This window comes from Sphingobium rhizovicinum (assembly GCF_042647625.1).
Lineage (GTDB): Bacteria > Pseudomonadota > Alphaproteobacteria > Sphingomonadales > Sphingomonadaceae > Sphingobium > Sphingobium rhizovicinum.
In genome coordinates this window covers 2,248,034-2,261,873 of record NZ_JBHRVU010000004.1, presented here as the reverse complement: position 1 = coordinate 2,261,873, position 13,840 = coordinate 2,248,034, and the positions used below count along the sequence as shown (strand labels likewise).

At 61.8% G+C, this 13,840-nt stretch carries 13 protein-coding genes and 1 tRNA gene; 6 read left to right on the top strand and 8 right to left on the bottom strand.

The window, feature by feature from the left end; all coding sequences use genetic code 11:
* The first annotated feature begins 154 nt into the window (after positions 1–154).
* The gene (locus tag ACFOKF_RS12075; protein WP_380795909.1) at positions 155–1,372 is read left to right on the top strand and encodes a hypothetical protein; all 1,218 of its coding nucleotides are present in this window, start codon (positions 155–157) and stop codon (positions 1,370–1,372) included.
* A gap of 63 nt (positions 1,373–1,435) precedes the next feature.
* Here ACFOKF_RS12075 and ACFOKF_RS12070 read toward each other — a convergent pair whose 3' ends face one another.
* Both ACFOKF_RS12070 and ACFOKF_RS12065 read right to left on the bottom strand, forming a co-directional pair.
* On the bottom strand, positions 1,436–2,137 hold the full coding sequence (locus ACFOKF_RS12070) for a hypothetical protein (protein WP_380795908.1): 702 nt from the start codon (positions 2,135–2,137) through the stop codon (positions 1,436–1,438).
* Complete coding sequence (locus ACFOKF_RS12065; protein WP_380795907.1) at positions 2,134–3,225, bottom strand: GSCFA domain-containing protein; 1,092 nt, start codon at positions 3,223–3,225, stop codon at positions 2,134–2,136. The genes ACFOKF_RS12070 and ACFOKF_RS12065 overlap by 4 nt, the downstream gene beginning before the upstream one ends.
* A gap of 281 nt (positions 3,226–3,506) precedes the next feature.
* Between ACFOKF_RS12065 and ACFOKF_RS12060 the strand changes: the two genes are divergently transcribed.
* Complete coding sequence (locus ACFOKF_RS12060; RefSeq protein ID WP_380795905.1) at positions 3,507–4,976, top strand: S41 family peptidase; 1,470 nt, start codon at positions 3,507–3,509, stop codon at positions 4,974–4,976.
* Between the two features lie 241 nt (positions 4,977–5,217).
* Here the strand turns inward: ACFOKF_RS12060 and ACFOKF_RS12055 are convergent, their stop codons facing one another.
* The 5 genes from ACFOKF_RS12055 to ACFOKF_RS12035 all read right to left on the bottom strand — a co-directional run bounded on the left by ACFOKF_RS12055 (position 5,218) and on the right by ACFOKF_RS12035 (position 8,135).
* Positions 5,218–6,099 (bottom strand): hypothetical protein, encoded by an 882-nt coding sequence (locus tag ACFOKF_RS12055; RefSeq protein ID WP_380795903.1) that lies wholly within the window; start codon positions 6,097–6,099, stop codon positions 5,218–5,220.
* Positions 6,096–6,638, bottom strand: a complete 543-nt coding sequence (locus tag ACFOKF_RS12050; protein ID WP_380795902.1) for a recombinase family protein — start codon at positions 6,636–6,638, stop codon at positions 6,096–6,098. Before ACFOKF_RS12050 ends, ACFOKF_RS12055 begins: the two co-directional genes overlap by 4 nt.
* A 125-nt stretch (positions 6,639–6,763) precedes the next feature.
* Positions 6,764–7,006, bottom strand: a complete 243-nt coding sequence (locus ACFOKF_RS12045) for a hypothetical protein (protein WP_380795900.1) — start codon at positions 7,004–7,006, stop codon at positions 6,764–6,766.
* Positions 7,003–7,932: a hypothetical protein gene (locus ACFOKF_RS12040; protein ID WP_380795899.1), complete on the bottom strand. Its 930-nt coding sequence runs from the start codon at positions 7,930–7,932 to the stop codon at positions 7,003–7,005. Before ACFOKF_RS12040 ends, ACFOKF_RS12045 begins: the two co-directional genes overlap by 4 nt.
* Entirely contained in the window at positions 7,929–8,135 is a 207-nt protein-coding gene (locus ACFOKF_RS12035; protein WP_380795898.1) for a hypothetical protein, read from the bottom strand. The genes ACFOKF_RS12040 and ACFOKF_RS12035 overlap by 4 nt, the downstream gene beginning before the upstream one ends.
* Positions 8,136–8,289: 154 nt before the next feature.
* Between ACFOKF_RS12035 and ACFOKF_RS12030 the strand changes: the two genes are divergently transcribed.
* Positions 8,290–10,098, top strand: a complete 1,809-nt coding sequence (locus tag ACFOKF_RS12030) for a recombinase family protein (RefSeq protein WP_380795896.1) — start codon at positions 8,290–8,292, stop codon at positions 10,096–10,098.
* Here ACFOKF_RS12030 and ACFOKF_RS12025 read toward each other — a convergent pair.
* A tRNA-Met gene (locus tag ACFOKF_RS12025) sits at positions 10,077–10,153 on the bottom strand. The genes ACFOKF_RS12030 and ACFOKF_RS12025 overlap by 22 nt on opposite strands.
* 263 nt (positions 10,154–10,416) lie before the next feature.
* Here ACFOKF_RS12025 and ACFOKF_RS12020 point away from each other — a divergent pair.
* From ACFOKF_RS12020 to ACFOKF_RS12010, 3 genes are all read left to right on the top strand, one after another.
* Positions 10,417–11,826, top strand: a complete 1,410-nt coding sequence (locus ACFOKF_RS12020; protein WP_298399373.1) for a circularly permuted type 2 ATP-grasp protein — start codon at positions 10,417–10,419, stop codon at positions 11,824–11,826.
* A 175-nt stretch (positions 11,827–12,001) separates the two neighbouring features.
* On the top strand, positions 12,002–12,934 hold the full coding sequence (locus ACFOKF_RS12015; protein ID WP_380795894.1) for an alpha-E domain-containing protein: 933 nt from the start codon (positions 12,002–12,004) through the stop codon (positions 12,932–12,934).
* 24 nt (positions 12,935–12,958) lie between these two features.
* Positions 12,959–13,831: a transglutaminase family protein gene (locus ACFOKF_RS12010; protein WP_380795892.1), complete on the top strand. Its 873-nt coding sequence runs from the start codon at positions 12,959–12,961 to the stop codon at positions 13,829–13,831.
* The last annotated feature ends 9 nt before the right edge of the window (positions 13,832–13,840 follow it).

Here is a 13,840-nt window from a genome sequence, read left to right as displayed (position 1 = left end):
ATTGGCCCGCTTTGTCCTGTGGCGCAAGCGATTTGCAATCCGCGGCGTTGATGATGTCGCGCTCAGATTGCGCTCATCCGGGCGGCCCCCTATGGGATAGGCGTGCGCGGCCGACGCCGCGAAATCCGGCTATATCCAACAAGGGGCGATGTGCATGGAGTTGACCGAGACGGACGTGCAGATGGTGTATGCCAATGACGATGTCGAAGTGAAGTTCCTGGATCAGGGCGGATCACGCCTGTTGATGACCTTCGCGCCATTGAATTACAATGAAACGATGGACCTGTTCTGGGGGCATCGCTTCGCTCGCAAGGCCGGTTTGTCGGCGATCGGCTTCGTCGCGAAGAAGCCGAACTGGTATCCTGGAATATATGTCAGGCCCGCGATCGAGGCTATTGCCGCCCTGTTGGCGCGTTTCCCGGACCGAATCGCCTATGGATCGTCCATGGGCGGTTATGGCGCGCTCAAATATTCCTCCGCGCTTGGCGCGACCGCAACGCTGGCTTTTGGTCCGCAAACGTCGATCAATCCGGCCGACGGCATTACCCAGCCCGGCTTCACACGCCATTTCATCGCGGGTCTGCATGACGACATGGCCGTTGATGGCGCCGACGTGGCCGCGAACAGCTATCTCTTCTACGATCCGCGCGAAAGGTTCGACCTCGCCAATGCCGGCATGATCGGGCAGGCGGCGCCCGCCATTCATCAGGTGCGAATTCCATTTGCCGGGCATGAATGCGTCAAAATCATTGCGGGGAGCGAGCCGGCGCTGCGCCTGATCGATCTGTGCGCGCGGGGCGACTTGCAGGGCGTCAATCGGGCGGTGCGCGCCCTGCGCGCGCCATCAGGCGTGCGGGCGACCGGCATTGCGCGGGCGCTGCTTGCACGACACCCCGATTGCGCGATCCGGATCGGCGGGCAGTTCAAGGACCGTTTTGACCGCAAAAGCCGGGCGCTGTTCGAACATGATATTGCGAAGATGCATCTGGCGAATGGAGAAGCGTTGCTGGCGATGCGGCATGTCCAGATCGCGCGGCGAATCATGCCGCGCTACATGCTGTTCATCAAGACGCATGGCGCAATTCTGGAAGCGCTGGAGCGGTGGGGATCGGCGCATCGCGTCTATTCCGAAAGCCTGGCGATCGATGATGCGGACGCTGTCACCCATTGCGTGCTGGCGCGGATAGAGGTCGAACTAGGGCGGTGGGAACAGGCGCTGGAATCCTGTCGCAAGGCGCTGGCGATATTGCCCGATCATCCGCGCATCCTGCGCCGCGTCGCCGCCATCCATCAGGCGTGCGGGGCCATGGCGGCCGCGCATTACAATAATCTGGCGCGCAAGGCGGAGGCGCGCGCCGCGTCGGTCACATGATGCAAGGGCGGCGGCTGGAGAGCCGCCGCCTGAAAAAGGCATGCCGTGCCGCCGCCGTTTCCGTCAGTGCAGCCGGGCGAAAAATTGCTCCAGCCACAGCGCGCCGAAGGCGTCATTCATATGGTTGAGGTCGGTCACGACATGATCGCCGCCGCCGCGCTGCGTGCCGATCGCCAGCGCCTTTGCGCCCTGGGCATAGTGCATGGCCGATCCCCGGCCGTTGACGATCGTCTCGGGCGGCTGGGGCAGCAGGATCGCGTCGAAGCCGCCATAGAGCGCATCGTTCAGGAAGGCGATGCCGCGCATATAATCGGATATGTCCTGCGACACGCCATTGCGCTGGTCCGCGCCGCGCATGGGATTATGGCCCAGATAGATGGGCTTGCTGGTGGCGTCGCGCAGTTTCTTCAGCGTCAGATAGGATACGCGGGGATGTACATGATCGGCCAGCGTCGCCTGCATCACCTGCTGCGAATAAAATGTCCGCCCGTCCAGAAACAGCGGCAGCGCTTCCATGCCGTAGAGGAGGAAGGCGTCATAGGCGTCCAGATCGATATGATCGAGGCCGCCCGAGGTGAAGCGGATGGATTCGAGCACGTCCGGATCGGTCGGGCGCAGCCGATTGCCGTCCAGTTCCAGACTTTTGAGGCCATCGCGGCGCGCGCCGAAGAAATCCATCTGATGATCGGGTTGCTGCGCTGAGACAATGTCCCAGCCGCGCTTGATGGAGCCGATATGGCTGTTGCCCAGGACGGCAAATCTCATTTCTTCCCTCCAAAGGCGCCGAGCAATTCTTCCTCGCACACGACATCGTCATTGCTGGCGGGCGTGGGGCCTGCCTTCACCGGGGCCTGAACCGCGCCGAATTTGGCGGTGAGGCAATTGAAGAAATGGTCCATCACAAAGGCGACGCCGCGCTTGTTGACGCTGCGCTGGTTGGGATCGAAGAAAGTGCCCTTGAACACCGCGCTGTTGATGATTTCGTAGGATGGGAAATAATCGACCAGCGGATTGCTCATCGCGGTCTGGCCGGCCACCGCGCGCAACACCGATTTGGAATACATGGTCGCGACCAGAACATGCTGGTCCGATTTGGTGGCGGTCAGCGGCACCGGCGACACCGTCAGCAGGATGCGCAGCTTCGGGTTGATCGTGTGCATCATGCGGATGGCGGCGGCCAGCGCGTTGCGCACATCGTTGAATTCCTGATTGCGGAAGACATGGACGTCGCCGTCAAACGCGCCTGCCGCCGTGCCGGGGCACATGGGATATTCATATCCCAGTTCCGCATTGAACCAGCTTTCCGTCAGGCCCAGCGTGAAGACGAAATAATGCGATTTCTCGATGCAGTCGCGAAACGCCCGGATGGTTTCCAGCCGCGACAGGCGCACTTCCTCGGGGGAGGCAAAGCCCTGTGGTTCGATCAGCGGGCGGAACGGATCATAATAGCGTCCGTCCTTTTCCCAGACTTCTTCCGGCGGCGTGGCCGATCCGATCGCCCAGGACGTCCATTGGCGCAGCAGGGAGGTCGTGTATATATTCGCCGTTCGCGCCGAGAAGATGCCGTAGTTGAACGTCCTGGCGCTGTCTGCGGACAAGCCATAGGGCGCGGTTTCGGTAATCAGCCAGTTATAGCCGCGCTGGCGCAGCGCATTGCCGATATGCTGGGCAAAGCAGGAGCCGAATGTCGAGACGCGCGAATGGGGCGTAATGTTGAACTTGGGCGACCAGAGTTGTTCGATGTCGAACATCGACTTGTCGGCGATGGAAGGCTTCCAGAAGGCGCGTTCCGGCAAGTCCTTATAGGGATTGGTGGTGCGCTTCTTTTCAGAAATATTCGCATCGTCGGGCATGATGTAACCTCGCGGACATTTTTTCCTTGATGCGGCTTTGAATAGCTAGGCTATTCTGCACGCATCGGGTCGCTGCGGATAGTGGTGCAAAGCCGGACCGATTGCAATCGCGCATAATGCGGCCTGGCCTGATGCGGCACCACGCCATCCCCGCATGGCCCGCCCGAGAATGACGGGGCGAGAGGCTGCCGCTTATTTGGGGGGACGTCGCAAAGCCGCCCAGGAATGGACTTGTGACCCCCTTGCTCCACCGATATGCCGAGGAAAATCGTGGGGGTATAATGACATATAAAGTTGCACGGACGGCGTTGCTGGCTGGGATGCTGGCGATGGTGACAGCATGTGGCGGGGGCGGAGACAGTGCAGGCGGGGCTGGCGGTTCACCCGCGCCGACGCCCACTCCCACGCCAACCCCGACCGCGGCCTGCTCCCTGCGAGAGAGGCAGGATTGGGCCGAGGCAACGCTAAAGGAATGGTATCTCTTCCCCGACACATTGCCGGCGTCCCTCGACCCCACGCCCTACGCCAGCGTCGAAACCTATGTCGATGCGCTGACCCAGGCTGCGCGGCAGCAGGGGAAGGACCGTTATTTCACCTATCTCACCTCCATTGCCGAGGAGGACGCCTATTATGATTCCGGCTCCAGCGCCGGTCTGGGCGTGCGCTTTGCCACGGACCAAACCCAGACCCGGCTTTTCGTTATCGAAGCCTTTGAAAATAGCGCAGCCTTTGACGCCGGCATTGATCGGGGCGCGGAAATCATCGCGATCGGCACGACGGCCGCCAATTTGCAAAATGTTTCGTCTCTGTTTGCATCGGGGGGAGCCGATGCTGTGATAAATGCGCTTGGCCCCGACACCGCAGGGACGACGCGGGTGCTGCGCGTCTCCGACGCGGTGGGTACGCGCAATATCTCCGTGAGGAAGAAGGCGTTCGACCTGATGCCGGTGTCCAGCCGCTATGGCGCGCGGATCATCGACGATGCCGGCCGTCGTGTCGGTTATGTAAACCTGCGCAGTTTCATCCATCCGGCGGAGCAACCGCTGCGCGACGCCTTCGCAATGTTCAGGGCGCAGGGCGTCACCGACTTCATTCTGGACCTGCGCTACAATGGTGGGGGACTTGTCTCGACCTCCGAATTGCTCGGAAATCTGCTTGGAGCAGGCCGCGCGTCGACCGACATTTTCACGCGCCTTAGTTATCGGCCGGAAAAAAGTGCGGAAAATGAGACGGCCTATTTCGCGTCCCAGTCGCAATCCGTCGCCCCGACCCGCATCGCCTTCATCGGCAGCGGCGCGACCGCATCGGCGAGCGAACTCGTCATGAATGCCTTCATCCCCTATCTTGGGGCGCGGGCGGCGCTGATCGGCACGAACACCTATGGCAAGCCGGTCGGGCAGATCGCCGTCGATCGTTCGGCGTGCGACGACCGACTGCGCGTGGTGGCCTTTGCAACTCAGAACAGCGCGGGCAATGCCGACTATTATGGCGGGCTGGCCGGCAGCATGAAGGCGACCTGCCAGTCAGTGGACGACATCGGCTATGCGCTGGGCGACCCGCGCGAGGCGTCTGTCCGGCAGGCGCTCGATTTTATCGCGGGGAGGAGTTGCACGCCCATCGGCGGAGCGTCCAGCGGGGCCAGCGCGTCGGCTGCGGCCATGCGGGTAGGGGCGCCGGCCAGCGCTGCGCGCATGCTGCTTGCGCCGACACGCCCCAGCCCAGCCCAGAAAGAAGTTCCTGGCCTATTTTAAGGGGGGGCGTGGCAGGTCGGCATCTTTTTCGGGCTGGGGAAAGGTGTCGACGCGCAAGGCGTTCGCCGGCTTTACCGCGTGTGGCGCGCATCGCCTTAACTCGCGATTTGTGTAAACCGGCTGTAAATCAGCCGAGGCAGTTGCCACTAAGTGCTTGATGAATGGTAGCGGAGGTCCGAGTTCATCAAGCTCCCTGACGCGCCGATTGCCGTTTAGGATCGCCGCTGTGGGATAGCGACTGCTAACGGCTGCCGGGGCAGCGCAGGTCCGTAGCATACACCCGCCAGCCTGCGATTGCGGCTTCACGCTCTCGATCCGAACCGCCGTTCACAATCGAGCCGAAGCTCTCGCCGGTTATCTGATTGAGAATAGCGTCGAGTCCATCGACGACCTGCTCTGGGCCGTAATGGCGCATTCCCTCAAAGGCATCCGGGGCGTGGTTGACGAGCGAGATCGCTTGCGTGCGCAAGGGGCGTCGATCATCCATCTGGGCGATGATCGCTGGCACCGCTTCTTTGCCCAGTGCTTCAAGCTGGTTGAATACGCTCTGCTGCTCGTTGCCGCCAACTCGACCGAGGCGCGAGATGAGCGCACGCACTTCCGCGAAGCGCGGCAGGGTGGTGTCCGCGCGCCACGACGAGGCTATCTGCGCCTGCCGTGCTGTTTCGATGCGCACTGCTGCCGTGGTGGTTTCGGTCGCCGACATCAGAGCGTTGGGCGTGTTGCCCGCGAAGTAGAGGCCAACCGGTCCTTCGTCCACGCGCGTCAAAAACAGAATCGCCGGTTTATCAGCCATTGCGATCATGTTCGCGTTGGACGGCTTATAGATCGCATCTTGCGGATAGAAGCGCACCGTTGCGCTAACCATTTCCCCGCCCTTTACGACGCTCTCGACCTGTATGGGGATGTCCACATAATCAGGTGATGGCTTTCGCGCTTCGTCCATGAGGCGTTGCTTGGCGACATCCATCTTGCCGATCAGGATGATCTCTGACGCGGCGATCAGGTTCGCCAACTTGGCGTCGCCGGGGCATTCTGTCTGCTGCCGCTGGATGACGGGAGAAGCAGCGCAACCTGCTGTCGCGCTTACCAGTGCTGCGCCCAAAAGCAGATAGCGCGTCATGCTGCCAGCGCCCGGTAGACGCTGGTTCGCCCAATGCCCAAAAGCCCTGCGATTTCGCTGGGGCTGATACCCTGTCCGTGAAGTTTCTTGACCTTCGCATAATCAATACTGGCAGAGCGCCCCCGATAGCGGCCCTCCTGTTTCGCACGCGCGATGCCTTCAGCCTGCCTTTCGGCGCGGAGGTCCGCTTCGAAGGCGGCAACAGCACCGAGAATAGAGAGCGTGAGTTTTCCGGTCGCGGTGGTGGTATCGACACCCACCTGTGCGAGGCAGCGGAAGCCAACACCCTTCGCCTCCAAGGTCGCGAGCAGATTGTGAAGGTCTTGCGTCGAACGCGCGAAGCGGTCGAGGCGAGTCACTACGATGATGTCGCCAGACCGCGCGGCCTTGATCGCGTCGTTCAGAGCCACGCGGTCAGCGGCGTGCCGCCCGGACTTCTTCTCGGCATAGACCTGCTCGCATCCAGCAGCGCGCAGCGCTTCATCCTGAACGGTCAGGTCTTGGCCGGTGGTGCTCACTCGTGCGTAGCCGATCAACATCGCTGTGTTCCAAATACCCTAAAGACCCAAACGGTATGTTCCAAAAGGGTCTGTGTGTCAATGTATTTGGAACAGATTTGATGCCGTTCCAAATACCCGACCGGGTATACTCAAAAGGACTCGGATCACGGCCACGACAAACGGAAGATGACGCCCTCGTAATCGCTCTCGAAGTCAAACCACACCTGATCCGGCGTGGCGGTCCACCGCTTGGCCCAGCGATGCTCGCAGTTGTCGCGACACCAGATTTTCATCTCGTGTCGTCGTTGATCGGGGTCGCAGTCTCCGGCCAGCGACAGCCTTACGGATCGCGCGACAACGAAATCCGACTTGTCATACCGGGCCTTGATGCCAGCAAGCCCGTTCACGCCAGTCGTCCTCCGTCAGTATATAGTATAGGATAACTATTAAATGATGATGTTGTATACATAGGCTCAATATACGACACATCGACGCTCGACGCATTATTCATCTCACGGGAATCGATCATGGCCCTTCCATTCATGCGGAAACGCATGGACTGCCAACCCTGTGAGAATCGATCAGCCCAGTCGTAATATTCGGCCATCCAAGAGGCGGGCCAGTAGTCGAATCCCGAGCCGATCCAGCGGCCCGCATGATACTTCGTCGCGTAGCGGACAACGCCGCCGATGTTCGCATCCACGCTCTTGCTGGCATCGAAGGGCTGAACATGAGCCCGGCGCTCTCCCTGCCACTGGGACGCGAACGCCGCCTGCGTTTCCTGCCAGTCGATCTTGGGGTGGTAGGTGATGCCATGCGCGTGAACGACCCACGCCGGTCCACCATCCGCCCGCCAGCACGGCGTGTTCAGCCCAGCGAGCATGGCTCGCTGATGCGTGCCCAGCCGCGCCATATCGTCGAAGATTATCGGGTCCGCCTCGACCCATCCGGTGAGCGCCACACGATCCCAACGCGGACTCGCCCGACGCATCGCGTTGACGCGGTTGCGAAGGTCGCGCTTGGCCTTCAGCCAGATGGGGCCGATGTCATCGGCTTCGCTCGCGACGCCGAACATGATCGTGAACATGGACAGGTCGGCGTTCGTCGTATCGCCCAGCGCGGCGGATAGCTGGCGCTCCTGCTTGCGCGTGTAGCGCCCACGACAGCGCACGCACGCGGGTGAATGGCAACGCCACTCATTCCACATCCAGTGTCCGTCCTCGCCGCACTTCGACAGTCGCTGGCGCAATGGCGACGGCCACCGGAGGGCCGCGACCATCGCCTTCTGCGCGCGCTCTTGGTCGGCGCGCCCGCCTGCTGCTCGCCCGGTCATGAGGGCTTGATCGCCGCCATTGCGTTGTCGGCACTCTGGATCGCGTCATTGGCCGAGCGGATCGTGTCCTGATAGCGAAACGCCGCATCGGTCTTCTTCTTCCGCGCGCGGTTGCGCTTCTCCGTGGCCTTGCGCCGCTTCTCGGCATCGCGACGCGCGCGCTCGGCGAGCGTCAGTTCCTCGAATAGTTCATAGTATCGCATGATCGTATTTACACGCGATGATTTGGGTTTCATTTTCATCATGACGCGATGATCTCATCGCGTCGCTGATCGCCGCAATATTTATTTTTCACATCATGTCGAAATCAAATAATGCGGCGCGATAATAGTCCGATGTAAAAATGGAGAATGAAGCGTGCGTCTCCTTCTTCGAGCATTGGTGAGAGCGAGGATTTCTTCCTCGACCTCATCCGTGCGCTTGCCCGTGAGGCAGCGAAGAGAGACCACGACTCATCTGAACCATCGAAACTGGAATCGTAATATGACAGCAACAGCTATCTACGGTCGATATTCGACCGAGCTACAATCCGAGACATCCCTGATCGACCAAGAGCGATTCAATCGCCGCTTCATCAAACGAATGGAGTGGCAAAGCCCGATCGTCGTCTACAGCGACCGCGCTATCTCCGGGGCCAGCCGCCTCAACCGTCCCGGCTTCCTCAAGATGCTCGACGACATGAAGGCGGGCCGCATCAGCCGCATCGTTGTCGAGAACCTTTCGCGACTGACCCGCGATCTGGAGGACTCCAGCCATCTCATGAAGCAGGCCAAGTTTCGCGGCGTCAAAATCTTCTGCGCGAACGAGAACGGCGCGGAACTGACAAAGATGAATGCCGCGATCAACGCCCTCATGGCCGAACAGGCGCGTGAGCAGGGCGCGGAGATGATCCGGCGCGGAATGACCGGCGTTGTTCTCGCCGGGAAGTCGGCGGGTGGGCGATCCTACGGCTACCGCTCGCTGCCGCGTCTGGACATCGAGAAGGGAAAGGGCGGGAGGATCGAGATCGTGCCCCATGAGGCCGACATTGTGCGTGAGATTTTCATCCGCTACATCGCCGGGGAAAGCCCGAAGGCCATCGCCGCTGACCTGAACCGGCGCGGCGTCCCGTCTCCGCGCGCCTCTCTCAAGGGTAAGAACGGGTTCAACACCGGCCTGTGGTCGGATTCCACGATCAACGGCAATCGCGCACGCGGCACCGGCATTCTACACAACGCGCTCTATGCCGGTCGCCGCAACTGGAACCGGGTCGGGATGCCGAAGAACCCTGACACCGCACGCCGCGTCAGCCGCGCCAACGACGAGAGCGACTGGATCAGCGTGAAGATCGACGACACGCTGCGGATCGTTTCCGACGAGGTGTTCGCGGCGGCGCAGACCCGCAAGGAGGAACGCAGCTTCAAGCAGACGAAGCGACAGGCGCAACGGCCCAAGCGGCTGTTCAGCGGCCTGCTGCGATGCGGCTGCTGCGGCCTGTCGGTGAACTCCGCTGGCTGGGACAAGAATGACCGCCTGCGGGTGAAGTGTAGCGGCAAGACCAGCCGGGGCGTCTGTGGCGATCCGGTCGGCTGCTATATTGAGGACATCGAGAATGTCGTAATGAGCGCCCTGCGGAAGCATCTCGCCGCGCCGATGATGCGGCAGGCGTATATCGACGAGTATATGGCCGAGCGGCACCGCTTCGCGTCGAGCGCAGGCAACGATCATGAGGCCATCGCCAAGCAACTCGCGGCCCTGACGGCGCAGATGGACCGGGCGCGCAAATGGGCGCGGGAAGGCATCACGGACGAGGCCGACTTCGAGCGCGACTATCCGCCGCTGGTGGCCGAGCGCGCCGCGCTGGAGGCGAAGCTGTCGGCCACCGCCGCGCCTGCGGCTGCGCCGTCGTTCCATCCCGTTGCGGTCGCCCGCTTCACCAGCGCCCTCGACGGCCTGACCGATGTTCTGTGCGAGGATGGCTCCCAGCCGTCAGCGCAGATGATCCGCGCAGTCGTGGACCAGATCGTGGTGACTCCGCTCGCCGAGAAGCCGTCGAACCCGTTCGAGCGCCGACAAATCTCGGTGGAAATCTTGGGAGGGCTGGACGCTCTGTTGAGCCGAAAAGCGGGATGGTCATCCACCACCACCCTCGTTGGGGAGGGTGTTGGTAGCGGAGGAGGGACTTGAACCCCCGACACGCGGATTATGATTCCGCTGCTCTAACCAGCTGAGCTACTCCGCCCCAAAGGGCCTCGCCGGGGCAGTGCCCTGCGGTGAGGCGGGCCTATACGCATGGCTTTTGGATCGGTCAACCGGGCTTTGCATATGATGCGGAAAAAATCCCCGGTCCGCGCGCGAACGATCCGCGTGCCGCATTCCGCCATCATGGTGACTGGCCCGGAAAGCTTTTTCTTGTCCCGCATTTTTATCTTGCAATCGCTGCGAGCCGACGCCCTAATATTGCAATGCACAACCGGCCATATTGGCTGAGGGAGGATTGTCCACTTGCCCTTCCATGAAATGTTTGAGCCTGATGGTTCGATACGCCCCTGTTACGACGAAGTGCAGAAGTGGGTGGAGCGAACCGGCATAGCCGGGCTTAACCGTCGCATGGATGAGGCCGAGGCGATTTTCCGCCGGATCGGCATCACCTTCGCCGTCTATGGCGAGGGCGGCGACCCGGAACGGCTCATCCCCTTCGATCTATTGCCGCGCATCTTCACCGCGAACGAATGGCGCATCCTGGACAAGGGCATTCGCCAGCGGGCGCGGGCGCTCAACGCCTTCCTGCACGACGTCTATCATCGCGGCGAGATTGTGAAGGCCGGCATCATGCCCGCCGACATCATTTACAAGAACAGCGCCTATCTCGCCGAAATGGCCGACTTCACCCCGCCGGGGAAAGTCTACAGCCATATTGTCGGCATCGACATCGTGCGCACCGGACCGGGCAGTTTCGAGGTGCTGGAGGATAATTGCCGCACCCCATCGGGCGTGTCCTACATGCTCGAAAATCGCGAGATCATGACGCGCATGTTCCCCGAACTGTTCGCGCAGGGCGTGGTCGCGCCGGTGGACGACTATCCCGCCGAATTGCTGAAAAGCCTGAAGGAAGTCGCGCCGCCCGCGTGCAAGGGCGATCCGGTCGTCGTCGTGCTGACCCCCGGTTCGCTCAACAGCGCTTATTATGAGCATAGCTTCCTCGCCGACCTGATGGGCGTGGAACTGGTGGAGCCGGCGGACCTGTTCGTCGACAATGACCGGGTGTGGATGAAGACCACGCTGGGACCAAAGGCGGTCGACGTCATCTATCGCCGCATCGACGACGAATATATCGACCCGCTGGTGTTCCGCCCCGACAGCCTGCTGGGCGTGCCGGGCATCTTCAACGTCTATCGCAATGGCGGCGTGACGCTGGCGTCGGCGCCCGGATCGGGCATTGCCGATGACAAGGCGGTCTATATTTACGTGCCGGAGATGATCCGCTTCTACCTCGGCGAAAAGCCGATCCTGGACAACATCCAGACCTGGCAATGCGGCAAGCCTGATGAACTCAAATATGTGCTGGAAAATCTGCACGAGTTGGTTGCCAAGGAAGTGCATGGATCGGGCGGCTACGGCATGCTGATCGGTCCCAAGTCCACCAAGGATGAAATCGCCGCCTATGCCGAGCGGATCAAGGCGAACCCGAGCGAGTTCATCGCCCAACCAACGCTGGACCTGTCGACCGTGCCGACATTGGGACCAGCGGCAGTGGTCGGCCGTCACGCCGATTTCCGCCCCTATTGCCTGGTCGGCAAGCAGATCCGCCTCGTCCCCGGCGGCCTGACCCGCGTCGCCCTGACGGAAGGGTCGCTGGTGGTCAACTCCAGCCAGGGCGGCGGGGTGAAGGATACATGGGTGTTGCAGGACTGATGATGCGTGCACGCATATTTGCTCCAGGGCGGGCTGCAAATGGCACTGTTCTCCGCTTCCGGTGCTCACGTGCTTTAAGCACGCTGCGCGCCGGTTCTCGAACAGCACCATTTTCGCCTCCCCCTGAAGCAAATCTCCGCACACTCATGTTCACGTTTGATCGGGAAATTCCCACATGCTGAGCCGGACCGCCGAAAATCTTTTCTGGATGGCGCGCTATATGGAGCGGGCCGAGGCCACGTCGCGCCTGCTGACCATGGGACAGCGTATGGCGATATTGCCGGGAGCGCATCATCGCGACGAATGGCGATCGGTCGTGCGCGCCACCGGGGCGGGGCACCAGTTTCCCGAAGGCACGATCGTCACCGAAAGCGACGCCATCGCCTTCCTGATGCTGGACCTCGACAATCCCAGTTCGATCCGCTCCTGCCTGCTCAAAGCCCGCGCCAACGCCAAGTCGGCGCGCACCATGTTGACGCAGGATATGTGGGAGGCGCTGAACGAAGGCTGGCGCAAGCTGGACAGCTATGATGTGAGCGAAGCGCGACAGCAGCTCCCGGCGCTGATCGACTGGGTCAAGACCCGCGTCATGACCTTCCGCGGCGCCGCCCATTCGGGGCAGTTGCGCAATGAAGGCCATGACTTCCTGCGCACCGGCTCCGCGCTGGAGCGGGCGCAGATGACGCTGCGGCTGCTCGACGTCAAATATTATGTGCTGCTGCCCGAAACCGAAGTGATCGGCGGCAATCGCGATCATTATCAATGGACGTCGGTGCTCTATGCGCTGTCGGGCGCGCGCGCCTATCATCATGTCTATGGCGGCACCTACACGCCTTGGCAGATCACCGATTTCCTGATGCTCAACCGGCTGTTCCCGCGCAGCGTCGCCTATTGCTACGATCAACTGGCCTATCGGCTCAATCGTCTGGCGGGCTGGCACAATGCCAAGGGCGCGTGCCACGAAACCGTGCGCGAGATGGTCGCCGGACTGGAACAGCAGGACAGCGGCGAGATTTTCCGGCGCGGCCTGCATGAAACCGTGCAGAACGGCCTGACCATGACCAACCGGCTGGGCAGCGAAATCGCCCAGACCTATCATTTCGGCTGAAGGAGGCCGGGGGAGGCTGACCGCATGAAGCTGCTCGTCCGACACCAGACCATCTATCGCTATGCCGCGTCCGCCGGGCGGGTGGCGATGCGGCTGAAGCTGATGCCGGTCGATACGCCCGCGCAAAAGGTGCTGGAATGGCGGGTCAGCGTGAATGATGAGCCGCTGACCGGATTCCACCCCAACAGCTATGGCGAAAAGGAAGCGATCTGGATTCGCCACGACCGGCTCGACAATGCGGTGATCGTGGCGGAAGGGCTGGTCGAAACCCGCGAAAGCCATGGCGTGGTCGGGCATCTGCAAAGCCGGGTCGATCCCCGCTATTTCCTGCGCGACACCCGCCTGACCCGCGCTTCGGACGGGATCAAGGCGATGGCGCAGGACTTGCCGGAAGGGGACGGGCCGCTCGCCACGTTGCACGCCCTGTCGGCGGCGGTCAGCGACGCCGTCCAGTATCGCGCCGGCGTCACCACGTCCGACACCACGGCCGCTGAATCCTTCGCGCTGGGTGCAGGCGTGTGTCAGGACCATGCGCAGGTCTTCATCGCCGCCGCCCGGTCGATCGACATCCCGGCGCGCTATGTTTCGGGTTATTTGCTGGCGGGCGATGGCGATGCGCTGCACGAAACCCATGGCTGGGCCGAAGCCTTCGTGCCCGAACTGGGCTGGATCGGCTTTGATCCGTCCAACCGCGTTTGCGTGACCGAGCGTTATTTGCGTGTCGCCAGCGGCCTGGATGCCGATGAAGCTGCGCCGATCCGGGGATCGGTCACGGTTGCGGGCGACATATGGATTGACGCCGACGTCCGTATCGCGCAGGCGGAGGATGGAGTCGAGGAACGGCAGCTGCAAAAACAGCAGCAACAAAGCACCCCGCCGCCCGACTCTGCGGGTTGAACAGCGCGA